Here is a 25,951-nt window from a genome sequence, read left to right as displayed (position 1 = left end):
TTGCTTACCCCTTCACTGCGCCGGAGGTCAGTCCGGACACGATGCGTCGCTGGAAGAACAGCACGAACAGGATGATCGGAATGGTGATCACCACGGCGGCCGCCGAGATCGTCCCCGTCGGGTCCTCGAACTGCGAGTCGCCGGTGAAGAACTGCAACGCCACCGGAACCGTCCGCGAGTTCTCCGTCGAGGTCAGCGAGATGGCGAACAGGAAGTCGTTCCAGCAGAAGATGAAGACCAGGATCGCGGTGGTGAACACGCCCGGCGCGGCCAGCGGCGCGATCACCCGGCGGAACGCCTGCGCGGGCGTGGCGCCGTCCATCTTCGCCGCCTTCTCCAGCTCCCACGGGATCTCCCGGAAGAACGCCGACAGCGTGTAGATCGCCAGCGGCAGCGAGAAGGTGATGTAGGGCAGGATCAGCCCCGGCCAGGTGTCGAACAGGCCCACGGTCCGCTCAATGTCGAACAACGGCGAGACCAGGGAGACCTGCGGGAACATCGCGATCAGCAGGGATGCTCCGACCAGCGCGCGCTTGCCGGGGAAGTCGAGCCGGGCGATGGCGTAGGCGGCCATGGTGCCCAGCACGACGGCGATGGCCGTGGCGATCAGCGCGATGCCGATGGAGTTCAGCAGCGCGCGGGTGAACTCGTTGGTGGAGAAGATCGCCGCGTAGTTCTCCAGCGTCCACTCGCGCGGGATCAGGTTCCCGTCGGAGAGGGTGCCGGAGGTCTTGAACGACAGCGACAGGATCCACAGCACCGGCAGCAGCGCGTAGGCCACCACGATGACGTTGAGCGCGGCCCACTTGGCTTTGCGCGCGGGTGTCGGTGTCCCGCCGAGGCCGGCCATCAGCCACTCCCCTTCTCGTCGCTACCCGGGGCTGCGGTGCCGAAGAGCTTCACGAAGATCCACGCGATGAGCGCGACCGCGATGAAGATCAGCACCGACATCGTCGAGCCGATGCCCAGGTTGAGGCCCTTGATCAGGTTGTTGTAGGCGAGCACCGACACCGACGAGGTGTCCTGCGCTCCCCCGGTGAGCACCACGATGTGGTCGAAGACGCGGAACGCGTCGAGCGTGCGGAACAGCAGCGCGACGAGGATCGCCGGCTTCATCACCGGCAGCATGACCTTGAGGAACCGCTGCCACGCACCCGCTCCGTCCATCGCCGCCGCCTTGAGCAGGTCGTCGGGCACGAGCGCGAGCCCGGACATCAGCAGCAGCGCCATGAACGGCGTGGTCTTCCAGATCTCGGCCACGATCACGATCGCCAGCGCGCTGCCGTACTCGGTCAGCGGTGCCCCGCTGGGTGCGATGGCGTTGGCGAGGTAGCCGGTGTCCGGCGTCCAGGCGTAGCGCCAGCTGAACGCCGCGACGACCGTGACGATCCCGTACGGGATGAGGCTGACCGTGCGGACCAGTCCCCTGCCGATCAGCGCCCGGTGCATGATCAGCGCCAGCGACATGCCCAGCACGAACTCGACCAGCACCGACACCGCGGTGACGAGGACGGTCACCCAGAACGCGCTCCACCAGTAGGTGTTGGTGAGCACGGTGACGTAGTTGTCGAACCAGATGAACTCGCGCTGGTCCGGGTACTTCAGGTCGAAGCGCTGGAAGGACAGCCAGAACGCGTAGAGGATCGGCCAGCCGGTGACGGCGATCATCACCAGTGCGGCCGGGGCCGCCAGCATCAGTCCCAGTCGGCGTTCGGCCTTCTTGCCGTCGCTGAGCGCCTTGGTCGCCATCAGGGCATCACTCCCTTGGATTCCAGGGCGTTCTGCACCTCGCGGCGCATCCGCTCGGCGGTCACCTGCGGGTCGATCTCGGCGATGGGGCTGAGCATGTTGGACAGCACCGTCGACACGTTCTGCGCCGCAGGCGTCACCGGCCGCATGCCCGGGTCCTTGAGCGCCTGCAGGATCGTGTCGTGCATCGGGTACTCGGCCTGCAGCTCCGGATCGGCGTAGAGCGACTCGATCGTGGGCGGCACGCCGTCGTTGATGGCGGAGAACTTCTGGTTCTCCTTGTCCCGCAAGCACTTCGCTGCCTCGAACGACAGCTCGGGCTTGGTGGAGAAGCTGCTCACGGCGTAGTTCGCGCCACCGATCGTGGACTTGCTCGGCACGTTCGGGTCCAGGCTCGGCACGCGGGTCCAGCCGACCTTCTTCGCCAGCTCGGGCTTCTCCTCCTGCATCGAGGCGTAGACGAACGGCCAGTTGAGCTCGAACGCCGATTGCCCGGTCTCGAACTCCTGCCGCGCGTCGTCCTCCTCGGCGTTGTTCATGCCGGGACTGGTGACTCCGGCGCTGCCGAGGTCGCGCAGGGCTTCCAGCCCGCGCACGGCGCCCTCGTCGACGACGGCGGTCTTGCCGTCGTCGCTGAGCACGTGCCCGCCCGCCGATTCCAGCAGCGTGTTGTAGTGCACGTACAGGCCCTCGAACTGCGCGCCGGTGAGGGTGATCCAGTGCGGCTTCCCGGCCTGCTTCAGGTGCTGGGCGGTCTCGATCATCTCGCCCCAGCTCGCGGGCGGCTCCGGCACGAGGTCCTTGCGGTACCAGAGCAGCTGCACGTTGGTGTTCTTCGGCGCCCCGTAGAGCTTGCCCTGCCAGGTCGCGGTCTCCAGCGGCCCGGACAGGGTGTCCTGCTCGACCTCGGCCTTGTCCGCGCCCGTCCACTCGCGGACCCAGTCGGCCTCGGCGAACTCGCCGGTCCAGGTGACGTCGAGGTAGAGCAGGTCCATGCCGGTGTCCCCGGCGGCGAGCCTGCGCACCATCTGCTCGCGCTGACCGTCCGCGTCGCGAGGCAGCTTGTGGTAGACGATGTCGTACTTGCCGGCGGCTTTGGCGTTGCAGCGGTCGACGTTGTGCTGCAGGTTCTCCTCGGGCGCGCTGTAGAGGTTGATCGTGTTGGCACTTGCGGCTGGCCCGCACGCGGTCAACGCCGATGCGCACACCAGGGATGCGCCCAGCAGTGCCGCCGTACGGGTGCGGCGAACTCTCACCATCGGTCCTTCCGGTGCACTGGTCGCGAACACGACCCGAGCTCCGGAGAACTCGTCAACGCTCCGTCGCGCCGCAACCACCGGCGGTCAGCCGGTAGGCAGGAAAGCTAGGCCCCGCTGATCAAGGAGGGCAAGAACTCCCGCACCTTGTTGCCAACCCGTGAAGAAGCGCGGAGCAAGAGAGGCCCCCACTCCCCCATTAGCCCCGAACCACTTAGCCGTTTCGGCCGCCAGAACAGCAGTTTCGTTGAAACCAGTACAACTGCGACGACCCAAGAACAGGGGCAAGAAGGGGGCGGCCCCACCAACCCACGTCAGGCAAGCGCCGAAGGTGCTTTCTCAGTACCCCCAGCAAGCAACCGGCACCGCCGCGGGTTCTGAGCGGCTCTCTGGCGAGGACAGCCGAAGCGCCGCGTATCCACTCATACTCAAGTCTCGGATCCCGGAGCCAGAGAGCCGCTCAGGTTCCGCTACCCGCACCGCCAAGCAAAAAGACCACAGAGCAGTGTCAGTAGAACCCGCACCGCGAAGCAACAAGACCGCAGAGCAGTGGCCGTCAACCTCAAGCCGGCGGGCGCATGGCGAGTTTGGCTAGCAGATCCCGCCCTTGCTCGGCGTGCTTGGGCTGGGCGAGAACGTCGTAGCGCCCGGCCACCAGCTGGCTGGCTGAGGAGAAGTCCCTGCGCCCGCGCGTGGAGGCGTACCCGACGGCGGCGAAGACCAGACCGAACACGATGCCCGCGCCGAGTCCGGCGAGAACCGGGGCGATCCAGCTGCCTTGCGGGGTGAACATGCCCATGATCAGGCCGACGAAGAGACCGAACCAGGCGCCTGACGCGGCTCCGCCGCCCAGCACCCGTCCCCAGGTCAGCCGTCCGGTCACGCGTTCGACCAGCATCAGGTCGACGCCGACGATGGTGACCTCCTGGACGGGGAAGTCGCTGTCGGCGAGGTGGTCGACGGCGCGCTGCGCTTCCTCGTACTTGCCGTAGGAGCCGATGGGCCATCCGGTAGGCGGTGTGGGCAGGTTGGGTGTGCCCGGCGCCGGCCGGCTCGAGCCGGTGAAGGGGTTGGACACCGCTGACACCTCCGTTGAGCTTCTCGCTGGGGACACGGCTGCAGGACGTCAGGCCGTGGTGGCCCGAATCCGGCGCAATGTCCGCTCCCTCAAGGCTACCCCGCAGTACCCCCTCGGGATCATGAACGTCTCCTCACCGATGCGCAGCCGCAACCCGGACGGGGGGCTTCTCGGTGCGCGGCGCGGGTGCGGCCCTGGGCCGAGGTGCGAGGACGTCCACGCTGCTCAGGTACACCGCGTGGGCGACGAGGAGGACGAGGCCGGTGAGCGCGAGCCAGCTGCCGACGGCCGGTTCGCTGTCAGCGCAAAGTGCGAGCGCGGCGAGTCCTGTCAGCAGGGTCACGAGCACCGCGCCGATCCGCGCCACCGCCCGGTAGGCGACGGTAGCGGGCCACGTCAGCGCGGTCGCGATCAGCACGACGCCGAGCGGGCCGAACCGCAGCCCGGTCTGGTGCAGCGCGACCACGGCGGCCAGCAGCAGTGCGGCGACCGCCAGCGCCGGGGCCCAGCGGGCGAGGCCGGTGCCGAGGCGAGCGGACACGCGCCGACCGGCCCAGACCGCGAAGACGATCGCGAGCAGGGCCGCCCACGGGGTCCAGCTGCTGGTGCCGGCGGCCGAGAAGTCGCCGGGCGACCACCAGCCCGTCGCCGGGATCTGCGAGCCGGAGACCGCGCACATCGCGCCCGGTGGGCAGTCGCCCGCCACGAGGCCCGAGCCGGATCCCGCTCCGGCCTTGGCCAGGACGGCGGTGGTGGCACCGGCGAGGCCGAGCAGCGCTGCGCGTCCCGGTGCCGCCACCGCGTAGGCCACGAGCATCAGCAGCGGCTTGACCAGCGTCATCGCTCCACGGGCGATCCAGCGGAGAACGCCGGATCCCTGCGGGCGGATGGCGCGCTGGGCGAGCAGGCCGAAGCGGGTGACCATCGAGAGCAGCCGGGGCTCGCCCAGGTCGCGGACCCGCTGGCGGCCGACGTCGAAGTGCTCCACCGAGCGCGAGAGCTCGGCGGGTCCTGGTGCGGCCGGTTCCGCACCACCATCCGGCTCGGCACCGAGCGAAACCGACTCGACGTGGGGGACTTCGGCCGCGGCGATCGTCCACTGCAGACGTTCGGTGAGCAGCGCGCGGGTCTCGGACAGCGGGTGCGGTTCGTCCGGGGCGGAGAACAGCGCGTCGAGCTCGGCGCGCACCTCACCGGCGTGGCGGGTCCACACCTCCGCGAGGAACGCGCGCCACTGCGCTGCCCGGGAGTCGTCGAGCGCGCCGAGCTCGGCCTCGGTGGGCCTGCTGACGATGGCCTGCAGCGCCTCGCTCAGCTGCTCCGCATCACCGTTGCGCGCGAGGCGTTCCGGATCGGCGAGCATGCCGACGAGCGTGGCGGCGGCGTCCATCCGGCCCCACATCCAGTCGTTGGCACGCCACTTCGCCGACAGGAAGGCGCCGAAGCTGCCGAGGTCGAGCCCTCGGATCTTGTCCTCGATGCGCAGCTCGCCGTCACGGCGCAGCGAGCTGAACGGCAGCGGCGTGCGCTCGTCGCTGACCACGCGGAGCAGGTCGATGCGGGTCGCCGGCATTCGCCCGACGTCCAGCGGCGCGGTCAGCACGACGAGTTGTCGCAGCACCTCGGGCCGCCGAGATCCGCCGTCTTCCAGCAGCGCGTACCCGATCCTTTCCGCCGCAACGGGTTCCGGGCGCGCCGGAGCCGATTCGGCCAGTCGGTCGACGATGCCGTTGAGCACCTCGCGGGCGCGCGCGACCGCGTCCAGCCCGTCGGAGTCCGGCGCGGCGTCCGCACCCGAGGACTCCACCATCGACTGGAGCTCGGCGGCGAACTCGGCCAGCGCCTGCTGGAACCCGTCGCCGTCGGAGACCGCGCGCAGCACCGCTCCCAGCAGCGGCTCGATCGGCGACGGCAACCGGTGCTGCAGCCGCTCGCGGCGGGAACGCACCCTGCGGATCCAGTCGTCGAGCTCGGTGGTCTCCACGATGGGTTCCAGCCGGGCACCGTTGATCCAGTAGCGGTCGGCGTGACCGGCCAGCACGGCGGCGAAGGCGCGAAGCCGGTAGAGCTGCGCCTTGCAGGTCCCGACCTGCGCCGTCCCCTCGACGTCCCACGCCCACCCGAGGCACTCCTGCACCGCGGAGCGCAGGCCGTGCGCATCGTCGAAGACCTCGGGCCCCACCTCCTCGGCGAGCGCCGAAAGGCGTTCGGGCAGCCGCTCGCGCGCGAACGCCGACCACTCAGCGAGCGGATCTCCGATGACCGGGGGCAGCAGCGTGCCGTCCTCGGAACCCGCCGGGTCGGTCAGCAGCGCGTGCACCGCCTGCGCGTCCAGCTCCGCGCGCACTACGGCGTGGTCGGTGGCCACGGCGGCGCTGTGCTCGGCGAGCCGCTCCGGGTTCTCGCGCACCGGGGCGAACAACGCCCTGCGGCGCAACGCGTTCCGCTCCACGGTCCGGTTGTGCTCGGCCAGCTCGTCGAGGTCCGACAGCAGGGATTCCTGGGTGAACCGGCCGCGCAGCGCGGCCACGGTCACCGGCACCGCACGTCCCGATCCGCGCCGCTGCCCGTGCGAGACGACGGGGTCGGGGTTGAGGTAGAGCAGGAAGCGCTTGGTGGGCCGATCTGCCGGAGCGTGCGCGATGGCCTGGATCGCCGCGGCGACCGGGATGTTGTCCAGGACACCGCCGTCGATCACCCGGAACGGCGCGGTGCCCGTGCTGGTCTCGGAGAACAGGCCCAGCATGTTCGGCTCACCGGCCGGCGGTTCACCCGGCCCGGAACGCACCTTCGCGGGTTCGAAGGCGAACGGGAACGACGAGGTGGCGCGCGCGGCGTGCGCGAGACGCAGTGCGGTGGCGTCGATCTCGCCGAAGTCCGACAGCGGGTCGCCCGCCCGGCCTTCGTGGTGGAAGGTCAGCCGCGCTGCCCTCCGCTCCAGCGGCATCGGCCCGACCCGGGCGTCGTGGTGCGGCTCCACCAGCGGGTCCAGCAGGGTCGCGGTGAGCAGCATGTCCGCGCGGCGGCCGGGTTGCTCGTCCTCCGGCGGGGCGTTCTCGCGGATGACGCGCGCGAGCTCGGTCCGGAAGTAGTCGTCGCCCTCCAGCAGCGATGCCGGTCCGGGCTGCCAGAACTTCGGCACCGGGCGGGCCATCGCCTCCAGGTCGGCCAGCTGGATCCAGGTCCGCCGCATCCGCTCGAACGGCATCCCGTAGACCAGCGTCGCCGACATCAGCGCGGCGTTGAGGCCACCGGCCGACGCGCCCGCCAGCACGTCGACGCTCACCGACCGGTACCCCGCCAGCCGCGCCAGGGCTGCCCACGGATGTTCGGATTCCCCGTCGCCACCGAGTGATTCGCGCAGCCGGTCGATCTCGGCGACGGCGCCGCCGATCCACACCGCCATGCTCGCTCCGCCGCGCATGGCGAGCGCCAGGCGCAGCTCGTCCCCGTCGTCCACGATCACGAACGTACCGGGTGCGAGGGGTCGTTCGGGGCCACTTCGCGCAGAGGCACCGGGGAGCAGCAACCCCCGGAGAAGTCGCCACCCGCACCGCCGCGCACAGCGATTCCTCGACGTGCGGTCAGCTCTCCGGCGGAGTCCAGCGGTCGGTCCTGGGCATTCCCGCCGCACGGCCCTTGCCCGCGATCACCAGCGCCATCTTCCGCGAGGCCTCGTCGATCATCTCGTCGCCGAGCATCGCCGCACCGCGCTTGCCACCCGCGGCCGAGGTGTGCCACTCGTAGGCGTCGAGGATGTTCTCGGCGTGGTCGTAGTCCTCCTGGCGCGGGGAGAAGAGCTCGTTGATCGCGTCGACCTGCGCCGGGTGCAGCACCCACTTGCCGTCGAAACCGAGTGCGGCGGAACGGCCGCCGACCTCGCGGAGCCCGTCGACGTCCTTGATCTGCAGGTACGGACCGTCGATGGCCTGCACGTCGGCCGCGCGCGCCGCGGTGAGGATGCGGAACAGGGTGTAGTGGTAGGCGTCGCCCACCTCGTACCCGGGCGGCTGGTGGCCGACGACCAGCGAACGCATGTTGATCGAGGCCATGAAATCCGCGGGCCCGTAGATCAGCGCCTCCACCCGGGGCGACACGGTGGCGATGGCGTCGATCTCGACGAGCCCGCGCGCGTCCTCGATCTGCGGTTCGATGCCGATCCGTCCGGGTTCCAGCCCCATCGCGCGCTCGATCTGGGACAGCGTCAGGTCGAGCCAGCGCACGTGGTCGGCGGTGGAGACCTTCGGCAGGATGATCGTGTCCAGCTCGGCGCCGGCGCCTTCGACGACGGTCACCACGTCGCGGTAGGTCCACTCGGTGTCGAGCGCGTTGACCCGCACCGACCGGGTCTTGCCGTCCCAGCCGCCCTCGTTGAGCGCGCCGACGATCCGGTCCCGGGCCTCGGCCTTCGCCAGCGGCGCGACCGCGTCCTCCAGGTCGAGGAAGAACTGGTCGACGGCCAGCCCTCGGGCCTTGTCGATCATCTTCGCGCTCGACCCCGGCACCGCCAGGCAACTGCGCCGGGCACGACGACCCTCCACGGAGACCTCCCCATCCACGACCCGAAAATCAGGCCGTGTCTATCACGCCGGGTCCAGGTCGGCGTAGAGGTCGAGGATCGCCGGGGCGGTGACGCGGTGCTCGGCGTACTCGGCCCGGGTGAACCAGCCGAGCTCGGCGATCTCGGCGGAGGCGACCGGATCACCGTCGAAAGTGCCCGTGTAGCAGGCGAGATCGACCTCGACGCCGTCGCCGCGACCTACCGCGTCGTTGTGGTAACGGGCGAAGAACTCGGGTTCGCGCAGCACGACCCCGAGCTCCTCGGCGACCTCGCGGTGCAACGCGTCCTGCTCGGTCTCGCCTGCTTCGATCGTGCCGCCGGGAAGGTAGAAGGCCTCCTGGTCCTCGGAGCGCACCAGCAGCAAACGCCGGTTCGCGAACCGCACCAGGCCGACCGCCTTGATCAGGGAGTTCACTCGCTCATGCTTGCGCACGCTGACCAGGAGGCGAGGGCACACCCCCGTCCGCCAACCGTTCGCAGGCGCGCACCAGCATTTCGAGCTCTCCGTCGGCGGCGTCGAGGAAGTAGCGCGCGACACCGTGCCGGTGGGTCGCCGCCGCCATCTGCAGCCGGCCCTCACCGCGTTCGGTGATCACCGCCTGCACGCCGCGTCCGTCGGAGTCGACCCGCACGCGCCGCACGAGCCCGAGGCGTTCGAGCCGGTCCACCAGCCGGGTCACCCCGGATCGGGACAGCAGCACGACGTCGGCGAGCTCGGTCATCCGGAGTCGTTGCTCCGGTGCTTCGGTCAGCGCTTCGAGCACGTCGTAAGCCGCCAGCGTCAACCTCTGCTCGGCGATGAGGTCGCTTTCCAGGCAGCGCGTGACTCGGGCGTGCGCACGCAGGAAACTGCGGTACGCCAACAATTCGTTTCGAGTCGGTAATCGGTCCAGAGCCGTCTCGGCCACGTGACGGATATTACTGCTGAGCCGCCCTTGACTCCGCAGCGCCCCCGGGTAAGCACGCCGGGTGACGGCCCTACCGGCGGCGATGACGCTGTCCCGCCTGGCTACCAGTCCGTAACATGGGAGTGCCGAATCCGGGTGTGAGACCCTTTTCAGGTTCGGCGGGACTCGTCCCGTCCCCACCACGTTCACCAAACGCTTGTCGAGGTAACCGTGACCAGTACGCAGTCCGCACCGACCGAGGAAGCCGTCCGCCAGGCGCTCACCAAGGTCGAGGACCCGGAGATCCGCAAGCCGATCACCGACCTGGGCATGGTCAAGAGCGTGTCCATCGGCGACGGCGGCGCGGTGACGGTCGAGGTCTACCTGACGGTCTCCGGCTGCCCGATGCGCGAAACGATCACGCAGCGGGTGAGCGACGCCGTCTCCGCCGTCGACGGCGTCACCGGCGTTCAGGTCGAGCTCGACGTGATGAGCGACGAGCAGCGCACCGAGCTGCGGCGCAGCCTGCGCGGCGACGCCGAGGAACCGCGCATCCCCTTCGCCGAGCCCGGCTCGATGACCCGCGTGTACTGCGTGGCCTCCGGCAAGGGCGGCGTCGGCAAGTCCAGCGTGACGGTCAACCTGGCCGCTTCGATGGCCTCCCGCGGTCTGTCCGTCGGGGTCGTCGACGCCGACATCTACGGCCACTCGGTGCCGCGCATGCTCGGTGCGGGCAGCAAGCCCACCCAGGTCGAGAAGATGATCATGCCGCCGCAGTCGCACGGCGTGAAGGTGATCTCGATCGGCATGTTCACCCCGGGCAACACCCCGGTGGTCTGGCGCGGGCCGATGCTGCACCGCGCGCTGCAGCAGTTCCTCGCCGACGTCTTCTGGGGCGATCTGGACGTGCTGCTGCTCGACCTCCCGCCCGGCACCGGTGACGTCGCGCTGTCCACCGCACAGCTGATCCCCAACGCCGAGATCCTGGTGGTCACCACCCCGCAGCAGGCCGCCGCCGAGGTGGCCGAGCGCGCCGGTGCGATCGCCCTGCAGACCCGCCAGCGGCTGGCCGGCGTCGTGGAGAACATGTCCTGGATGGAGATGCCCGACGGCCAGCGCATGGACGTCTTCGGCTCCGGCGGCGGCCAGATCGTGGCCGACTCGCTCAGCCGGTCGCTCGGCGCCGAGGTGCCGCTGCTGGGCCAGATCCCGCTCGACCCGAGGCTGCGCGAGTGCGGCGACGCGGGCGAGCCGCTGGTCCTGCAGGACCCGGACTCCCCGGCCGGCGCCGTGCTCAGCGACATCGCCCAGCGCCTCGGCACCCGGGCCCGAGGCCTCGCGGGCAAGCTCCTCTCGGTCTCGCCCGCCTGAGCAATCCCAGTCTCGGATTTCGTGGGGTGGGGGAAGTTTTCATGAGAACTTCCCCACCCCCACGAAACAGCAGAACAACCCGGGAAACGGGTTCCAGGTCAGCGCTTGGCGACCGCTAGGAGTCCGGGGCCGGTCGGCAGCGTCACGGGGACCAGCTCCTCGTCGTCCTGCACGGCCTTGACCAGGGCGCGGATGGCCGTCGCCAGAGCGCCCCGGGAGTCGTGCTCGTCGCCGAGCTGCACTCCGGCGAACACGATGACTCCACCGGGCCGCAGCAGCCGCGTCCCCAGCTCCAGGTAGAGGGGGTAGTCCGTGCTGGCGACGCCCACCGAGACCAGGTCGTAGCCGCCCTCGGTGAACCGGGGCAGCATCTCCAGCGCACGTCCCGCGATCAGCCGCGTGCGCGAGGGCGCGATGCCCTCCTCGCGCAGCGCCGCGCCGGCGGCACGCTGGACGGCCGGGTCGGCGTCGATCGAGGTCAGAACACCTTCGGGCACCATCCCGCGGAGCAGCCAGCGGGCGCTCTCACCGGAACCGGTGCCGATCTCGACGACGGCCTTGGCCTGCAGCGCTGCGGCGAGGAACCGCAGCACGTGCAGCGACGACGCACCGACCGGCGAGTCCTGCGGACCGTCGCCGATCGGGCGGACACGTGTCTGCTCGCCCACCGCATAGCCGCCCATCGAGTAGCGGGCCACCGACCTCTCGGGTATCACAACGCGAAAGGTTATCGGCGTTGTGCCCACGAATGATGTTTCCGGACGACATCGTTAGACGGCCGTTTCCATGCGCGACATTCCGTCACGCAGGGTGATCACCGGTTCAGGGCCGAGTGGGTGAGAGCAGCCTCACGCATACTCTCAGCCCCTTCTCAGGCCGCTTTCATGCCGGTTTCACCAGCGCCGACGACAGTGAGCGTCATCAACCGACACCCATCGGCGTCTCACCGGTGAACGGCGGCCGGGAACAACGCTCCCGCCCCGGTCGTTCTGGTAGATGCAAGCCCACAGGAGGTGGCTTTTCGCCCGATGGCAACACAGCCGATGAGCGTGGCCCCCGGCACCGACCGGACCCACCAGAACGACGTTACGCCGAGCACCGTGTCGCCCGGCGCGGAAGAAGCCGCCTGGACGCCGCCGAGCTGGGACGAAGTGGTCCGTCAGCACGCGGACCGGGTCTACCGGCTCGCCTACCGCCTGTCCGGCAACAAGCACGACGCCGAGGACCTCACCCAGGAGACTTTCATCCGGGTGTTCCGCTCCCTGGCGTCCTACAAGCCGGGCACCTTCGAGGGCTGGCTGCACAGGATCACCACGAACCTGTTCCTGGACATGGCGCGCCGCAGGTCCCGCCTGCGCATGGAGGGGCTGCCGGAGGACACCGACCGCCTTCCGGGCGGCGGACCGACGCCGGAGCAGATCTTCCACGACACGCACCTCGACCCCGATCTGCAGGCGGCGCTGGACCAGCTCCCGCCGGAGTTCCGGGCGGCCATCGTGCTCTGCGACGTCGAAGGCCTCTCCTACGAGGAGATCGGTACCACCCTGGGAGTGAAGCTGGGTACTGTGCGCAGCAGGATTCACCGCGGGCGCCAGATGCTGAAGTCCACGCTCGAAACGCGCCGAGAACAAGCCGGGAGGATTGACGGATGACGGTTTTGCGGGGGTGGGGACTGCCCGAGCAGCACCTCGCGCTGGACGCTCTCGTCGCCTTCGTCGACGGAGAACTCAGCCCGAGCGCCCACGACCGCGCGGTGGCGCACCTGGCCGGATGCCCCGCGTGCGCGGCGGACGCCGCCTCGCAGCGGCAGGCTCGCGCGGCGATCCGCGCGGCCGACGCGCCGTCGGTCTCGCCGCAGCTCCTGCAAGCGCTGCAGGCGATCCCCTCCAGTGCTGAACTTCCCGCACAGCCCGAGAATCTCGCGCTGACCGATGACGGTCAGCTCGTCACCGTCTCCCGTCCCGAGCGCGTGAAGCGCTTCGGCAGCGGGCCGGCGCTCGGTTCTTCCACGCCGCTCGGCGGCTCGCAGCAGCCGCTGGGCACCAGCGTTTCCTCCTACGACGACGCGCCGGGGGACTCGCCCGACCGCCGCGCCTCGCGACGCACCAAGCAGGGCGCGAGCGTGGTGTTCTCCGGGCTGGTGCTCGGCGCGCTCGCGTTCATGAACCTGCCCATCACCGACGAGGACGGCGAGCCGCTGCCCGGCGCGCCCGTGCCGCTGCCCGGTGGTGCCTTCACCAACTCCGTCATCCCCGCCGCGGGCAACACCGCGCTGCCGTCGTCGACCACCCCGGTGGGCGACACCGCACCGCGCGATCCGCAGTTCGCAGCGGTTCCGCCGGAGTCCGCACCCGCGCACTCAGCACCTGCTCCCCCTGCTGCGGCGACGACCGCACCACCGTCCAGGTAGCGAGCTGGCGACTTCGCGCCCACTCCACACGGACTTCACCGCGCTGCGGGCAAGATGGGTTCGTCGGCACCATGCCGGTGAGGCGGGCTGCGCGCCCGTGTGATCCACTCGAAGTGACGAGCCCGATCGGACAGCCCGGGGAACGATGAGCGACCAGCGAGGAACGCCCGAGCAGGGTCCCGACGCGCGCCGGGACGACCCTGCAGGGGGTCAGCAGGGCGCCGAACCGGTGCACCCGTGGCAAGGCGGCCCCATGACGGGCCGCGGCGTGCCCGCCGACCGGTTCTCCTCCGCTCCCGCCCAGCCCACCGAGGCCAACGGACGCACGCCTGAGCGACTCCGGCCGCGCCCGCTGGAGCGCCCGGACGTCGACCCCTCGCAGCGCAACGCCTTCGCCCGCCCGAAGGGGGTGTCCGGCAGCTTCGACCCGGACGAGCACGGCCTGCGGGCGCGCGGGATCGAACAGGCCCCTCCCCCGCCGGACGCGCTGGTGCAGGCGTTCGGCCGCCCGCCCCACAGCGATGACCGGCTGCAGCGCGCGCCGGGCGAGCAGCCGATGGCGCCGGAGTCCGAGTCCGACTCACCGCTGTGGAACTCCGGTGACCGGGACCCGTGGCGCGATCCGGCCGCGGGCGCGATCCTCGGCCCGCCCGCCGTGCCCGAGGACAAGTCCGACGACGACGGCGAGCGGGAAGCGGGGCCGCTGCTCAGCGCCCGCGAGGTGCTCCTCGGCCGTCGCGTGCACCCGCGTGCGCTGGCGATCCTCGGCGTGGTCGCGCTGCTGGTCGGCCTCGCAGGCGGCTTCCTCGGCCGGATCACCGCCGAGGAGGGAAATCCGCTGGTCAACCCCGACGTCACGCTCGCCGAGGTCGACCAGGGTGCCGGTGACCGGCCGAGCGGGCCGGTGTCCAAGGTGGCGCAGCGCGTCGTGCCCACCGTCGTCTCCATCGAGGTCCGCATCGGCGGCCAGGGTGGTTCCGGATCGGGTGTGGTCATCGACGGCAACGGCTACGTGGTGACCAACAACCACGTGGTCTCGATGGCCGCCGACACGCCCAACGCGCAGGTCTCGACGGTCTTCCACGACGGCACCCGGGCTCCGGCGAGGGTCGTGGGCCGGGACGTCAAGACCGACCTCGCGGTGCTCAAGGTCGAGGTCGCCAACCCGACGATCGCCCAGCTCGGCGACTCGGACAAGCTGCGGGTCGGCGACGACGTGATCGCCATCGGTTCGCCGCTGGGCCTGGCAGGCACCGTCACCACCGGCATCGTCAGCTCGGTTCACCGACCGGTGCGGCTGGCCGGCGAGGGCACCGACACGAACGCGGTCATCGACGCCATCCAGACCGACGCCGCCATCAACCCGGGCAACTCCGGTGGCGCGCTGGTCGACGGGTCCGGCGCGGTGGTCGGCATCAACAGCGCCATCCGCACGCTCGGTTCGGGCGGCGAGGGCGGCTCGATCGGACTCGGGTTCGCGATCCCGATCGACGACGTCCGGCGGATCGCGCAGGAGCTCATCCGCACCGGCACCGTCCGGCACGCCGACCTCGGGGTGAACGTCAAGTCCGTCAGCGACGGGCTGGCCGACGGCGCGCAGGTGCAGAACGTGCAGGACGGCAGTTCCGCCGCTGGTGGCGGGATGGCCGAAGGAGACGTGGTCATCAAGGTCGGCGACCGCAAGGTCGGAAGCGCCGACGAACTCATCGTGGCAGTGGACCGGCACCAGGTCGGCGAGCGCGTGCCCGTGACCGTGGTCCGTCAGGGCCGTGAACTGGTCCTCGACGTGACGCTCAAATGACCGATCACATCGGTGTGAACAGTGCGACACCGTTCGCGCACAGGTTGAGGTTGGGCCAGTTCCCCTCTTCGACCTGCGTCACCCGATCGGTAGGCTGGTGGCGTCGGCAGCTCGGCATCGGTCCGCGAGCCGCGAGGATCCCAGAGGAGTCGAGAGGTGTTCGATAGCGTCGGCTGGCCCGAGCTCCTGATTCTCGCCATGGTCGGGTTGTTCGTGCTCGGCCCCGAGCGGCTGCCGCAGGGCGCCGCGTGGCTGGGCAAGACGGTCCGCCAGGTCAAGGAGTACGCGACCGGTGCCCGCGAGCAGATCCGGTCGGAGATCGGTCCGGAGTTCGACGAGCTGAAGAAGCCGCTCGACGAGCTCCGCAGCGTCCGCAATTTCAACCCCAAGACCGCGGTGACCAAGCACCTGCTGGACGGGGAGAACCCGTTCGAGGAGTTCACCAAGAACTCCTCGCCGCTCAGCGGCTCCACGCCCAGCACCAACGGTCAGTCGCCGTCGCCCGCAGCGACCCCCAAGCCGGCCGAGCGCCCCCTGGCCCCGGGCGAGCGCCCGCCGTACGACACCGACGCCACCTGATCCTCCCGTCCGGAGAGGCACCACTCCAGCTCAGGGACGTGCGGTGGTGACGGATCGGGAGAGCAGGACGGCGAGGCCGGCCGCGGCGAGCCATGCGGTGAGCAGGGCTGTCATGCCCGCCCAGCCCCAGGCGCCGTAGGCGATCCCGCCGAGGACTCCGCCGACGCTGCTGCCGCCGTAGTAGGCGAGCTGGTACAGCGCCGAGGCCTGACCGCGGGCTTCCTTCGAGGCCCTGGTCCCCACCCAGCCGTTGGCCACCGAGTGCGCGCCGAAGAAGCCTCCGGTGAACACCACCAGGCCGAGCAGGATCACCGGGATCGAATCGGGCAGCATCAGCAGCAGGCCGACGACCGTGACCGCGAGGCTCAGCAGCAGCACTCGCACCCGCCCCCAGCGGTCCGCCGCCCGCCCGGCCAGCGCCGAGGTGACGGTGCCGGCCGCGTAGGCGAGGAACGCCAGCGCCGCCAACGCCGGGGGCAGCAGCAGCGGCGGCGCGGTGATGCGGAAGCCGAGCACGTTGTAGACCGTCACGAAACTGCCCATTCCCAGCGCCGCGACCAGGTACGGCGGGTAGAGCCCGGGATCACGCAGCGCGGCGCCGAGACCGCCGAGCAGCGGTCCCCAGCGCAGCGGTTTCCGCTGGTGGTGCAGCTCCGGAGGCAGCAGCAGGACGAAGGCGATCGTGCAGACGCCGGCGAGCGCGGCGACCGCGAGGACACCGCCGGACCAGCCCCAGAAGTCACCGACGATGCCACCCAGCAACCGGCCGGTCATGCCGCCGATGGTGGTGCCGGCGACGTAGAGGCCCACGGTCGTGCCCAGCCGGACACCTCCGGTCTCGTCGGCCAGGTAGGCCGTCGCGACGGCGGCGAGACCGGCGATCGCCGCGCCCTGCACCAGCCGGATGCCCACCATCAGCGGGAACGAGTGCACCCACGGGAGAGCCAGGCCGAGGAGCTGGGCGATCACCAGGGTCGTGATCATGGTGCGGCGGCGGCCGACGGCTTCCGACAGCGTGCCCAGCGGGATCGCCGAGACCGCCAGCCCGAGCGTCGCGGCCGACACCAGCAGCGCTGCCGCGCCCGGGTTCAACCCGTACTCGGCGGCCATCTGCGGCAGGACCGGCTGCGGCGCGTAGAGCAGGGCGAACAGCGCCAGCGCGCCGAGCAGCAGCGCGAACCGAATCCTCCGCACACGTCCGGCCGACACCATGGTTTAGACGTTAAACACCCCCCGATCACCGGCGCTCGCGAGCGTGCGGGTCATCACGGGTGGCGCACGACTCACGCTGAGTGCGTCGGCCCTGCGACGTTGTGGTGGTGGGGAAGTTTTCATGAAAACTTCCCCACCACCCACACCGAGCGGGAAAACCGCAGCGGACGTCTTCAGGCCAGCGAAGCGGCGAGCTCCGCGAGGGTGCGCGCGGCGAAGCCGGTACCGCCCACGGTCACCTCGGAGTAGTCCTTGTCCGCCCGCGCCGGACCGGCGATGTCCAGGTGCGCCCAGCGGACGCCACCGGTGAACTCGCGCAGGAACAGCGCGGCGGTGACCCCGCCGGGACCCGCAGGGGTCTGCTTGACGTCGGAGAGCGAGCCCTCGACGGCGTCGGCGTGGTCCTCCAGCAGCGGCATCCGCCACCAGGTCTCACCGACCCGGGCACCGGCGTCGGCTACCCGCTCGGCCAGCTCGTCGTCGTTGGCCAGCAGGCCGCCGGTGCGCAGCCCGAGCGCGACCTTCATCGCGCCGGTCAGCGTCGCGACGTCCACCAGCAGATCGGGCTGGAGCTTGTCGACGGCGTAGGCCATCGCGTCGGCCAGCACCATCCGGCCTTCGGCGTCGGTGTTGCCGACCTCGGTCGTCTTCCCGCCGTAGTGCCGCACGACGTCGCCGGGCCGGTAGGCGGTGCCGGAGACGTGGTTCTCGGCGGCGGGCACCAGGCCCGTCACCTTGATCGGCAGGCCGAGCCGGGCGATCGTCAGCAACGCGCCGATGACCGCCGCGCCGCCCGACATGTCGGTGCGCATCAGGTGCATGCCGTCGGCGGGCTTGAGCGAGATGCCACCGGTGTCGAAGGTGATGCCCTTGCCGACCAGCACCAGGTGCGGTCCCGTGGCGTCCGCCGGCCGGTGATCGAGCTGCAGCAGCCGCGGCGGCCGGGACGAACCGCCGCCGACCGCGAGGATGCCGCCGAAGCCGTTGTCGGCCAGCCACTTCTCGTCCCGCACGGTCGCGGTGAGGTTCGGGACCGGCCCGGCGAGCTCGGCGGCCAGCCCGGTCAACCAGGCCGGGTCCTTGACGTTGGAGGGAGCGTTGGCCAGGTCGCGGGCCAGCGCGGTGGCCGTGGCCAGCTCGCGCGCGCGGCGAACGGACTCGCGCAGCGCGGTGACGTCGGCGTTCTCCGGGGCGACCAGCAGGACCTTGCGCAGTCGCGGCGGAGCCGGCTCGCCGGTCACCTTGAACCGGTAGCCGCCGAGCGCGAGCCCCAGGGTGAGCTCGCCGACGAGCTCGTCACCGGCGTCCTCGGGCAACCGGACCTGCAGGTAGTCGGCGTCCGACGCGTCACCGAGGTCGCCGGGTTCGGATTCGCCGTCGGCGGCCGCGGACAGCCGGTCGCGCACCGAGCGCGCCAGCGCCGCACCAGCGGCACGCCACTTCTCCGGCTCGCCCGAGCCCACGCCGATGGCCCAGCCGATGGCGCCGGAGCGCAGCGGGAACGCCTTGGCGTCCCCGGCCGACGCGGAAGCGCCGATCGCGGTGAGCACGTCGGCGTCCACAGAGAACTGTTCGGCCGCAGCGGCCAGGTCCGGGCCGGCTTCGCCCTCGAAGACCGCCGTCGCGCCCGGCACTCCGTCCCGCCACCGCTGCACGACGTCCACTTCGACCAGTGCGGTCGGGATCACGGGCAGTTCTGGCTCCACCCCGCGGGCGGGCTGGGCGGAACGGAACACGGAGGAACCGGACACGAGAAGACCTTCCTGCACGGACCGGCCGTGCGAGCTCGAGCTGGCGCCGACGAGAGACCCCGGTACCACGCTGAGCACCGGGGCCCGGCAGCGGCGAGTTCTCGCCGCTCCACGTCGACTTGATCGTTCAGTTGTCGCCTAGGCCGGGAGGCGCCGTGACCGCGTTCGGCCGGCAGCGCGTCCCGGGCCGCTCGGCGGCCTCAGCCAGTGGCCGACTCCAGGGCGTCGCCCAGATTCTTGGCCTCCTCGACCGACATCTCGACGACGAGCCGCCCACCACCCTCGAGCGGAACGCGCATCACGATGCCGCGTCCCTCCTTAGTCACCTCGAGGGGACCGTCACCGGTCCGGGGCTTCATGGCCGCCATAGCGTGCTCCCTCCGTGAAATCTTCCCCCGCTGGTCGCCACAACCAGTCCGGGTCCGCCCCATTCTCCCCTATCTCGAGGCGTGGACGAAACCGAACCGATCAACTCGTGTCGCCCGTGCGCTGGTCGAATATCGCCGACGACTGGCAGACTCACCGTTCGTGTGGGGTGTTTCGGCGCCATTCGGCACGTCGCGGGAGCTTCTCGCGATCACCGTGAGGAGTCGTTTCGCTCCGGCGTGTCACTGATCTCGCGGCGGCCATCCCGGCGACCAGCGGGGACACCGTCTACTCGGGACGGCGCGCCGGCCGCGCGGTCCACAGTGGAAGTGCTCGCGCGACCCGCCACAACGGACGTCAAGGCAAGGAGCTTGGAGTGACCGACGTACTGCTGACCGAGGACACCGCGGGTGTGCGGCTGCTCACGTTGAACCGCCCTGAGTCGTTCAACTCGCTCAACATCGAGCTCAAGGAGGCGCTGCTGGCGGCCCTGCGCGAGGCTGCGGCGGACGACTCGGTGCGCGCGCTGGTGATCACCGGCGCGGGCAAGGCGTTCTGCGCGGGCCAGGACCTCAAGGAGCACATCGAACTCCTCGCCAGCGGCGATCCGAGCCCGCTGCGGACCGTCGAGGAGCACTACAACCCGATCACCAAGGCTCTGGCGACCATGCCGAAGCCGGTGATCGCCGCGGTGAACGGCACCGCCGCGGGCGCGGGCGCCTCGCTGGCCTACGCCAGCGACCTGCGGATCTCCGCGACGGGCTCGAAGTTCCTGATGGCTTTCGCCAACGTGGGGCTGTCGACCGATTCCGGCGCGTCCTGGACGCTGCCGCGGCTGATCGGCTACGGCCGGGCGATGGAGATGCTGCTGCTGGCGCAGCCGGTGCACGCCGACGAGGCGCTGCGCATCGGCATGGTCAACCAGGTCGTCGACGACGCGCTGACCGTCGCGATGGAGCTGGCGACCCGGATGGCCGTCGGCCCGACCTTCGCCTACGCGCGGATCAAGGAGGCCGTCCAGGCCGCCTCGGCGGAAGCCCTCGACGAAGCGCTCGCGGTCGAGGCGGGCGCCCAGAACGAGGCCGGTCTCACCGCCGACCACAAGGAGGCGGTCGCCTCCTTCGTCGAGAAGCGGACACCTCGCTTCACCGGCCGCTGATCTCCCGGCTCAGGTGCCGGCGGCTCATCCGCCGGCGCCGGCCCGGTCAGGCTCGCCAGCAGTCCCTGAGGTGGTCGTCGACCATGCCGGTGGCCTGCATGAGCGCGTAGCAGGTGGTGGGACCGACGAAGACGAAGCCGCGGTGCTTGAGCTCCTTGGCCATGGCTGCGGACTCGTCGGTGATCGCCGGGACGTCGCCGAGCCCGACCGGGCGCTCGGACTCCGCGCGCTCCGGCGGGGCGAAGGACCAGAGGAGGTCGTCGAGCGGGCGGTCGAGCTCCAGTACCGCCCTGGCGTTGGTGATCGCGGCATCGATCTTGGCCCGGTTGCGGACGATGGCGGCGTCGCCGAGCAGCCGTTGCCGGTCGTCCTCGCCGAAGCGGGCCACCGCTTCCGGGTCGAAACCGGCGAACGCCTCCCGGAACGCGGGGCGCTTGCGCAGGATCGTCAGCCACGACAGACCGGACTGGAACGACTCCAGGGTGATCCGCTCGTAGAGCTCCGGGACGCCGCGCAGCGGCACGCCCCACTCCTGGTCGTGGTAGGCGACGTAGTCCGGCTGACCTGCGCCCCACGGGCAGCGCGACCGGCCGTCCTCGCCGACCACGGCGGCACCGTCACTCATCCTCGGCACCGCCCTCGTTCGCCGCGCTGCGCGCCTTGTCCAGCTCCTGACCGGCGGCGTCGAGCTGGCGCTCCAGGACCGCGATCCGGCCGTGCAGGTCGTCGAGCTCTCCCGCCAAGCGGTCCAGCACCCAGTCGACCTCGGTGACCTTGTACCCGCGCACGACCTGCTGGAACCGGAGCGCGCGCACGTCGGAGCCCTCGACGTCGAGGGAGGGCAGCCGGGTGGGCGTGGAGCCGGGCGGCAGCGGTGCGAGCTGCTCGCCACGCCCGAAGACCAGCGAAGCCAGCAGGTACACCGCAGCCGCGACCGCGAGCACCACGAACAGGTAGATGAGCGCACTAGCCACGGGTCAATCGTGGCACGCCCCACCGACCGCCCGTCGAAGCACTGGCGTTGTTCCAGCGTCGGTTCGCGTGGCGGTGCCGGCCGAGTCCCGCAGCTGGAACAGCGGCTAGGTCTTGGCAGGTGCTGTCAGCACGCCTTCGATGGCGTGGGTGAATTCGCGCCAGGCGCGGCGTTCCGCCTGGAGGGTTTGGGATCCCGCCTGGGTGAGCCGGTACGTGCGTCGCTGGCGACCGCCAACGGTGCTCCAGGAGCTCTGCACGAATCCGGCCCGCTCGAGTCTGCGCAGCGCCGGGTAGACCGTGCCGGTGGGCAGGTCCAGGGCGCCACCACTGCGTTCCTGCAAGGCCTCGATGATGGCGTAACCGTGCAACGCCTTGCCGTCGAGGGTGGCCAGGAGCAGGGCGTCCAAGTGGCCGCGGAGCGCATCAGCCTTCACAGGTAGTGACTCTACGGGTATTTGCGGGCACTGTCACCGCCTCCGCACAAGAGGACCAAGGTCCTTTCCCGATCCGGACCAGCATGATGTGAATCACAGCAACTTGAGTCGGCCGTTCGGGTGGTGTGACACCGAACGGACGCTCCCGATCGGCTGATCCGAGCACACTCGGAGAGCGAGAGCGGAGACTCGATCTCCACCGGCAGATCCGATCAGGAGCCGACATCGTGCCCGACCGCGAAGCCGACCCGACCAACGGTGCCGACCTGCTCGACAAGACGGCACCGAAGCCCCGGGACAACTCCGAGAGCGCCACCAGGCTCGCCGCGCTCGACCAGGTCCGCGTCTACCTGAACTCGATGGTCGACGTCCTCGACCAGCACCCCGAACCGAGCCTCGACCTGAACGAGGCGAAGTGGCGGCTCGACGAGCTGGTCGACGAGCTCGCCACCGAACGGCCCAGCGCACCGCGGGTGCAGTCGTTCTGGATCCGTCTCGCCCCGATCCTGCGCGAGGTCCGCTCGGACATCCCGATCCCCGCGCTCACCCACCTGATCCGCACGGCGGTCGGCGTCGCCTGAGACCTCGCCCGAGTCGACGCCGCGGTCAGCCGGCCAGCGCGTCCAGCGCCTCGTCGACGTCCGAGGTCACCGTGAGCAGGTCCAGCGAGCGCTGCGAGGCGAACCCGGTCTCGACCAGGCTGGTGAGCCAGTCCAGCAGGCCCGTGAAGTGCCCGTCCGGGTCCAGCAGCACCACGGGCTTGCTGTGCATGCCCAGGTAGCGGGCGGTCCAGATCTCGAAGAGCTCCTCGCAGGTGCCGATGCCGCCGGGCAGCGTCAGGAACGCGTTCGCGTGGGCGTCCATCAACCCCTTGCGCTCGCGCATCGTGTCCACGACCAGCAGCTCGTCCGAGTCGGTATCACCGACCTCGAGGTCGACCAGCGCGCGCGGGATGACGCCGATGGTCCGGCCGCCGTCGGCACGGGCCGCGCGGGCGATCTCGCCCATCATCGAGACCTTGCCCCCGCCGGAGACCAGCGTCCAGCCGCGCTTGGCGATCTTGCGACCCACCTCGGCGGCCAGGTCCAGGTAGTGCTGCGACACCGGTCCTGACGCGCAGTAGACGCAGACCGACACGTCCGCCGACGGGGTGCTCAATGCGCTGCCTCCCACGCCTCGTAGGCCTCCTGCACGATCGACACCGCGTCGTCGACATCGTCGGTGACGTGCAGCAGCTCCATGTCCTTCTCGCCGATCTTGCCGCCTTCGAGCATGTGATCGCGGATCCAGTCGTAGAGACCCTGCCAGTAGTCCGAGCCGAAGAGCACCACCGGGAACTTGGTGACCTTCTTGGTCTGCACCAGGGTCAGCGCCTCGAAGAGCTCGTCCATGGTGCCGAAACCGCCGGGCAGGCAGATGAACGCCTGCGCGTACTTCATGAACATCGTCTTGCGGACGAAGAAGTAGCGGAAGTTGACGCCCAGGTCCACCCACGGGTTCAGGCCCTGTTCGAAGGGCAGCTCGATGCCCAGTCCGATCGACAGCCCGCCGGCCTCGGAGGCACCGCGGTTGACCGCCTCCATCGTGCCGGGACCGCCGCCGGTGATCGAAGCGCACCCGATCCCCGCGAGCGCCTTGCCCAGCTCCACGCCGGTGGCGTACTCGGGGTGATCGCGCGGGGTGCGCGCGGACCCGAAGACGGTGACCGCGCGCGGGACCTCGGCCAGGGCGCCGAAGCCCTCGACGAACTCGGCTTGGATGCGCAGCACCCGCCACGGGTCGGTGTGCACCCAATCCGACGGTCCTCTGGAGTCCAGCAGGCGCTGGTCGGTGGTCGTCGGCTCGCTCAGGCGCGAGCGGCGCAGCACCACCGGGCCGCGTTGCTTCTCGTGCGGACGCTCCGCACCGTTGGGTTCACCCCACTGGCCATCGACTGTCATGGGACGAGCCTACGCACGCGCCGATCGTTCCCCGAGCCGCCCCGCCGCTGCGCAGACGGGGTGAAATGCCTGTTCACGGGGGATTCACAGGGCTGTCGCGCGGCGTACGATCGAAAGAAAAGATCTAGCGGCGCCGGCGACGCGAGCCGGGCGCGACACGCAGATCTGCTCCGCGATCTACGCAGGCGCTCAGCGCCGTCGGGCCGTTCCTCAGCGAGCCCGGGAGCCGGTCATGCTCATCGAACTCCTCATCGCCATCCTCGTGGTCGGTGTCATCTGCGCCGCTTCGAGCATCAAGGTCGTCAAGCAGTACGAGCGCGGCGTGGTCCTCCGCTTCGGCCGCCTGCAGGAGCGCACCCGCGGACCGGGCATCACCGCGATCGTTCCCGCGGTGGACCGGCTGCAGAAGGTCAACATGCAGATCGTGACGATGCCGGTGCCCGCGCAGGAGGGCATCACCCGCGACAACGTCACGGTCCGGGTCGACGCGGTGGTGTACTTCCGGGTCGAGGACGCGGCCAGGGCCGTGGTCAACGTCGAGGACTACCTGTTCGCGATCGGTCAGGTCGCCCAGACCTCGCTGCGCTCGATCATCGGCAAGAGCGATCTCGACGACCTGCTGTCCAACCGCGAGCAGCTCAACCAGGGCCTGGAGCTGATGATCGACAGCCCGGCGCTGGGCTGGGGCGTGCACATCGACCGGGTGGAGATCAAGGACGTCTCGCTTCCGGAGTCGATGAAGCGCTCGATCGCCCGCCAGGCCGAGGCCGAACGCGAACGCCGGTCGCGGGTGATCTCGGCGGACGGCGAGTTCCAGGCGTCCCGCAGGCTTTCGGATGCCGCGCGGGTCATGTCCGACACCCCGACCGCGCTGCAGCTGCGCCTGCTGGAGACCGTCGTGGAGGTCGCCGCCGAGAAGAACTCGACCCTGGTGCTGCCGTTCCCGGTGGAGCTGCTGCGGTTCGTGGACGCCATCCAGCAACCGCAGGGCGAGAGCTCGGCGGCGGAACCGGAAGAGCCCGAACCCGCAGAAGCTCCGGAGCTCACCGACACCGAACGCCGAGCCGCCGAGCTCACCGACACCGCCCCCGCGTCAGCCCTGCCCCAGCAGCGGGACGCGGAAGAACCCCAGGACACCGAAACCCTCGGCACGGCCTGACCCACCCCGCCGAGGGACACCGTTCGAACTGCGCGCGACATGCGAATCCGCCTGCGCGGCCGGGCACCTCGGCGTCAGGACAGGAAGCGGTGGAGAGCGGCCGCGCAGTGGCGGATCTCGGTGGTGCGCACGTGCTCGTGCTGGGTGTGGGCGAGAGTCGGGTTGCCAGGGCCGAAGTTGACCGCCGGGAGCCCTCGGGCCGCGAAGCGGGCGACGTCGGTCCACCCGAGCTTCGCCACGGGCTCGGAGCCCGAGGCCGCGACCAGCTGGGCCGCGGCCGGGGAGGTCAGACCGGGCAGGGCACCGGCTGACAGGTCGGTGACCACGACCTCGTAGCCGGCGAACAGCTCCCGCAGCTCGGCTTCGGCCTGCTCGGCGGACTTGTCCGGGGCGAACCGGTGGTTGACGGTGACCACGCACGAGTCCGGGACGACGTTGCCCGCGACACCACCGATGATCTTCACGGCCTGCAGGCCCTCCCGGTACTGGAGCCCGTCGATCACCGGGTTGCGCGGGGTGTGCTCCACCAGCCGCTGCAAGATCGGCTGCGCGGCGTGGATGGCGTTCTCCCCCATCCACGCGCGGGCGGTGTGCGCGCGGGTGCCGGTGGTGCTGACCTCGACGCGGATCGTCCCCTGGCACCCGGCCTCGATCGCCGCGTTCGACGGCTCGCACACCACGGCCAGATCGCCGTCGAGCCATTCCGGCAGCTCGCGCTCGATGCGTCCGAGGCCGTTGCGCTCGGCCTCGATCTCCTCGCAGTCGTAGAACACGAACGTCAGGTCGTGGCGGGGTGCGGTGAGCGTCGCCGCGAGGTTCAGCATCACGGCGTCGCCGCTCTTCATGTCGGTGGTGCCGCACCCGTGCAGCAGCTCGTCCTCGCCGGATCCGGTCCGCCGCGACGGCAGGTTGTCGTTGATCGGCACGGTGTCGAGGTGCCCGGCCAGCACGACCCGGTTGTCCCTGCCGAGGCGGGTCCGCGCCAGCACGGCTTCGCCGTTGCGGATCACCTCCAGGTGCGGGGCCTGTTCGCGCAGCGCCTGCTCCACCGCGTCAGCGATGGTCTTCTCCGACCCGGAGACGCTGGGGATGTCCACCAGCGCGGCGGTCAGCTCGACGGGGTCCGACGTGAGGTCCAGCGATGCGGTCACGCCCGGAAGGCTACCGCGCTGACCTGCGCGAGCAGCACAGGCGGGAACCGGATCGCGGGAACCGGCATCTAAGCCGGGATCAGCGGGCTAGGCTCCCGCATCGAACGGTGGC

26 protein-coding genes are annotated in these 25,951 nt (G+C 70.6%); 8 read left to right on the top strand and 18 right to left on the bottom strand.

Annotated elements, in window-relative coordinates; translation table 11 throughout:
- Positions 1 to 4: 4 nt before the first annotated feature.
- The 8 genes from FHU35_RS22140 to FHU35_RS22105 form a co-directional block, all read right to left on the bottom strand.
- Positions 5 to 850 (bottom strand): carbohydrate ABC transporter permease, encoded by an 846-nt coding sequence (locus FHU35_RS22140; RefSeq protein ID WP_145742892.1) that lies wholly within the window; start codon positions 848 to 850, stop codon positions 5 to 7.
- A complete protein-coding gene (locus tag FHU35_RS22135) occupies positions 850 to 1,749 on the bottom strand; it encodes a carbohydrate ABC transporter permease (protein WP_145742890.1) in 900 nt (299 codons plus the stop codon). Before FHU35_RS22135 ends, FHU35_RS22140 begins: the two co-directional genes overlap by 1 nt.
- A complete protein-coding gene (locus FHU35_RS22130; RefSeq protein ID WP_186459561.1) occupies positions 1,749 to 3,008 on the bottom strand; it encodes an ABC transporter substrate-binding protein in 1,260 nt (419 codons plus the stop codon). Before FHU35_RS22130 ends, FHU35_RS22135 begins: the two co-directional genes overlap by 1 nt.
- A 559-nt stretch (positions 3,009 to 3,567) precedes the next feature.
- Positions 3,568 to 4,083: a YflT domain-containing protein gene (locus FHU35_RS22125; protein WP_145742888.1), complete on the bottom strand. Its 516-nt coding sequence runs from the start codon at positions 4,081 to 4,083 to the stop codon at positions 3,568 to 3,570.
- A 133-nt stretch (positions 4,084 to 4,216) separates the two neighbouring features.
- Complete coding sequence (locus FHU35_RS22120) at positions 4,217 to 7,543, bottom strand: patatin-like protein (protein WP_246110496.1); 3,327 nt, start codon at positions 7,541 to 7,543, stop codon at positions 4,217 to 4,219.
- A 124-nt stretch (positions 7,544 to 7,667) separates the two neighbouring features.
- Entirely contained in the window at positions 7,668 to 8,624 is a 957-nt protein-coding gene (locus FHU35_RS22115) for an HpcH/HpaI aldolase/citrate lyase family protein (protein ID WP_145742886.1), read from the bottom strand.
- Between the two features lie 42 nt (positions 8,625 to 8,666).
- Complete coding sequence (locus FHU35_RS22110; RefSeq protein WP_145742884.1) at positions 8,667 to 9,059, bottom strand: NUDIX hydrolase; 393 nt, start codon at positions 9,057 to 9,059, stop codon at positions 8,667 to 8,669.
- Positions 9,060 to 9,063: 4 nt separating this feature from the next.
- On the bottom strand, positions 9,064 to 9,510 hold the full coding sequence (locus FHU35_RS22105; protein ID WP_145743778.1) for a MarR family winged helix-turn-helix transcriptional regulator: 447 nt from the start codon (positions 9,508 to 9,510) through the stop codon (positions 9,064 to 9,066).
- A gap of 252 nt (positions 9,511 to 9,762) precedes the next feature.
- On the opposite strand from FHU35_RS22105, the gene FHU35_RS22100 reads away from it, so the two are divergent.
- On the top strand, positions 9,763 to 10,902 hold the full coding sequence (locus tag FHU35_RS22100; RefSeq protein ID WP_145742882.1) for an Mrp/NBP35 family ATP-binding protein: 1,140 nt from the start codon (positions 9,763 to 9,765) through the stop codon (positions 10,900 to 10,902).
- Positions 10,903 to 11,000: 98 nt separating this feature from the next.
- On the opposite strand, the gene FHU35_RS22095 is transcribed toward FHU35_RS22100, so the two are convergent.
- Positions 11,001 to 11,618 carry an O-methyltransferase gene (locus tag FHU35_RS22095; RefSeq protein ID WP_246110495.1) on the bottom strand — a complete coding sequence of 206 codons (618 nt, stop codon included), beginning with the start codon at positions 11,616 to 11,618 and terminating at the stop codon, positions 11,001 to 11,003.
- A gap of 312 nt (positions 11,619 to 11,930) precedes the next feature.
- Here FHU35_RS22095 and sigE point away from each other — a divergent pair, with 312 nt between their 5' ends.
- The 4 genes from sigE (at position 11,931) to tatB (ending at position 15,692) form a co-directional block, all read left to right on the top strand.
- Positions 11,931 to 12,554 carry an RNA polymerase sigma factor SigE gene (sigE, locus tag FHU35_RS22090; RefSeq protein ID WP_246110494.1) on the top strand — a complete coding sequence of 208 codons (624 nt, stop codon included), beginning with the start codon at positions 11,931 to 11,933 and terminating at the stop codon, positions 12,552 to 12,554.
- The gene (locus tag FHU35_RS22085; protein WP_186459559.1) at positions 12,551 to 13,312 is read left to right on the top strand and encodes a zf-HC2 domain-containing protein; all 762 of its coding nucleotides are present in this window, start codon (positions 12,551 to 12,553) and stop codon (positions 13,310 to 13,312) included. The genes sigE and FHU35_RS22085 overlap by 4 nt, the downstream gene beginning before the upstream one ends.
- 145 nt (positions 13,313 to 13,457) lie before the next feature.
- Positions 13,458 to 15,113, top strand: a complete 1,656-nt coding sequence (locus FHU35_RS22080) for a trypsin-like peptidase domain-containing protein (protein ID WP_246110493.1) — start codon at positions 13,458 to 13,460, stop codon at positions 15,111 to 15,113.
- A 156-nt stretch (positions 15,114 to 15,269) separates the two neighbouring features.
- Entirely contained in the window at positions 15,270 to 15,692 is a 423-nt protein-coding gene (tatB, locus tag FHU35_RS22075; RefSeq protein WP_145742879.1) for a Sec-independent protein translocase protein TatB, read from the top strand.
- Between the two features lie 30 nt (positions 15,693 to 15,722).
- Here the strand turns inward: tatB and FHU35_RS22070 are convergent, their stop codons facing one another.
- The 3 genes from FHU35_RS22070 to FHU35_RS22060 all read right to left on the bottom strand — a co-directional run bounded on the left by FHU35_RS22070 (position 15,723) and on the right by FHU35_RS22060 (position 19,023).
- Positions 15,723 to 16,904, bottom strand: a complete 1,182-nt coding sequence (locus FHU35_RS22070; protein ID WP_246110492.1) for an MFS transporter — start codon at positions 16,902 to 16,904, stop codon at positions 15,723 to 15,725.
- Positions 16,905 to 17,077: 173 nt separating this feature from the next.
- Positions 17,078 to 18,610 carry a leucyl aminopeptidase family protein gene (locus tag FHU35_RS22065; RefSeq protein ID WP_425474179.1) on the bottom strand — a complete coding sequence of 511 codons (1,533 nt, stop codon included), beginning with the start codon at positions 18,608 to 18,610 and terminating at the stop codon, positions 17,078 to 17,080.
- A 245-nt stretch (positions 18,611 to 18,855) separates the two neighbouring features.
- Complete coding sequence (locus FHU35_RS22060) at positions 18,856 to 19,023, bottom strand: DUF3117 domain-containing protein (protein WP_009949794.1); 168 nt, start codon at positions 19,021 to 19,023, stop codon at positions 18,856 to 18,858.
- A 374-nt stretch (positions 19,024 to 19,397) separates the two neighbouring features.
- Between FHU35_RS22060 and FHU35_RS22055 the strand changes: the two genes are divergently transcribed.
- On the top strand, positions 19,398 to 20,180 hold the full coding sequence (locus tag FHU35_RS22055) for an enoyl-CoA hydratase-related protein (protein ID WP_145742875.1): 783 nt from the start codon (positions 19,398 to 19,400) through the stop codon (positions 20,178 to 20,180).
- Positions 20,181 to 20,226: 46 nt separating this feature from the next.
- Here the strand turns inward: FHU35_RS22055 and FHU35_RS22050 are convergent, their stop codons facing one another.
- The 3 genes from FHU35_RS22050 to FHU35_RS22040 form a co-directional block, all read right to left on the bottom strand.
- Complete coding sequence (locus tag FHU35_RS22050; RefSeq protein ID WP_145742872.1) at positions 20,227 to 20,805, bottom strand: DNA-3-methyladenine glycosylase I; 579 nt, start codon at positions 20,803 to 20,805, stop codon at positions 20,227 to 20,229.
- A complete protein-coding gene (locus FHU35_RS22045; protein ID WP_145742870.1) occupies positions 20,798 to 21,154 on the bottom strand; it encodes a DivIVA domain-containing protein in 357 nt (118 codons plus the stop codon). The genes FHU35_RS22050 and FHU35_RS22045 overlap by 8 nt, the downstream gene beginning before the upstream one ends.
- A 105-nt stretch (positions 21,155 to 21,259) precedes the next feature.
- Positions 21,260 to 21,589: a PadR family transcriptional regulator gene (locus FHU35_RS22040; RefSeq protein ID WP_145742868.1), complete on the bottom strand. Its 330-nt coding sequence runs from the start codon at positions 21,587 to 21,589 to the stop codon at positions 21,260 to 21,262.
- A gap of 227 nt (positions 21,590 to 21,816) precedes the next feature.
- On the opposite strand from FHU35_RS22040, the gene FHU35_RS22035 reads away from it, so the two are divergent.
- On the top strand, positions 21,817 to 22,170 hold the full coding sequence (locus tag FHU35_RS22035; RefSeq protein WP_145742866.1) for a hypothetical protein: 354 nt from the start codon (positions 21,817 to 21,819) through the stop codon (positions 22,168 to 22,170).
- Positions 22,171 to 22,195: 25 nt separating this feature from the next.
- Here FHU35_RS22035 and FHU35_RS22030 read toward each other — a convergent pair whose 3' ends face one another.
- Together FHU35_RS22030 and FHU35_RS22025 are read right to left on the bottom strand one after the other, a co-directional pair.
- On the bottom strand, positions 22,196 to 22,747 hold the full coding sequence (locus FHU35_RS22030; protein WP_145742863.1) for an LOG family protein: 552 nt from the start codon (positions 22,745 to 22,747) through the stop codon (positions 22,196 to 22,198).
- Positions 22,744 to 23,529, bottom strand: coding sequence for an LOG family protein (locus tag FHU35_RS22025; protein ID WP_145742861.1), 786 nt, complete (start codon positions 23,527 to 23,529; stop codon positions 22,744 to 22,746). Before FHU35_RS22025 ends, FHU35_RS22030 begins: the two co-directional genes overlap by 4 nt.
- A 232-nt stretch (positions 23,530 to 23,761) precedes the next feature.
- Between FHU35_RS22025 and FHU35_RS22020 the strand changes: the two genes are divergently transcribed.
- On the top strand, positions 23,762 to 24,688 hold the full coding sequence (locus tag FHU35_RS22020; protein WP_145742859.1) for a slipin family protein: 927 nt from the start codon (positions 23,762 to 23,764) through the stop codon (positions 24,686 to 24,688).
- 74 nt (positions 24,689 to 24,762) lie between these two features.
- On the opposite strand, the gene dapE is transcribed toward FHU35_RS22020, so the two are convergent.
- Positions 24,763 to 25,839: a succinyl-diaminopimelate desuccinylase gene (dapE, locus tag FHU35_RS22015; RefSeq protein WP_145742857.1), complete on the bottom strand. Its 1,077-nt coding sequence runs from the start codon at positions 25,837 to 25,839 to the stop codon at positions 24,763 to 24,765.
- Positions 25,840 to 25,951 lie beyond the last annotated feature (112 nt).

The sequence above is a fragment of the Saccharopolyspora dendranthemae genome (assembly GCF_007829955.1).
GTDB lineage: Bacteria > Actinomycetota > Actinomycetes > Mycobacteriales > Pseudonocardiaceae > Saccharopolyspora > Saccharopolyspora dendranthemae.
This window is presented reverse-complemented; position numbering and strand designations above follow the sequence as displayed.

Bases quoted from the DNA above. Each gene is read 5' to 3' on its own strand.
- FHU35_RS22140 (WP_145742892.1), bottom strand. From the start codon at position 850: ATGGCCGGCCTCGGCGGGACACCGACACCCGCGCGCAAAGCCAAGTGG.
- FHU35_RS22135 (WP_145742890.1), bottom strand. From the start codon at position 1,749: ATGGCGACCAAGGCGCTCAGCGACGGCAAGAAGGCCGAACGCCGACTG.
- FHU35_RS22085 (WP_186459559.1), top strand. From the start codon at position 12,551: ATGACGGTTTTGCGGGGGTGGGGACTGCCCGAGCAGCACCTCGCGCTG.
- sigE (WP_246110494.1), top strand. From the start codon at position 11,931: ATGGCAACACAGCCGATGAGCGTGGCCCCCGGCACCGACCGGACCCAC.
- FHU35_RS22130 (WP_186459561.1), bottom strand. From the start codon at position 3,008: ATGGTGAGAGTTCGCCGCACCCGTACGGCGGCACTGCTGGGCGCATCC.
- FHU35_RS22080 (WP_246110493.1), top strand. From the start codon at position 13,458: ATGAGCGACCAGCGAGGAACGCCCGAGCAGGGTCCCGACGCGCGCCGG.
- FHU35_RS22020 (WP_145742859.1), top strand. From the start codon at position 23,762: ATGCTCATCGAACTCCTCATCGCCATCCTCGTGGTCGGTGTCATCTGC.
- FHU35_RS22070 (WP_246110492.1), bottom strand. From the start codon at position 16,904: ATGGTGTCGGCCGGACGTGTGCGGAGGATTCGGTTCGCGCTGCTGCTC.
- FHU35_RS22060 (WP_009949794.1), bottom strand. From the start codon at position 19,023: ATGGCGGCCATGAAGCCCCGGACCGGTGACGGTCCCCTCGAGGTGACT.
- FHU35_RS22025 (WP_145742861.1), bottom strand. From the start codon at position 23,529: ATGACAGTCGATGGCCAGTGGGGTGAACCCAACGGTGCGGAGCGTCCG.
- FHU35_RS22050 (WP_145742872.1), bottom strand. From the start codon at position 20,805: ATGAGTGACGGTGCCGCCGTGGTCGGCGAGGACGGCCGGTCGCGCTGC.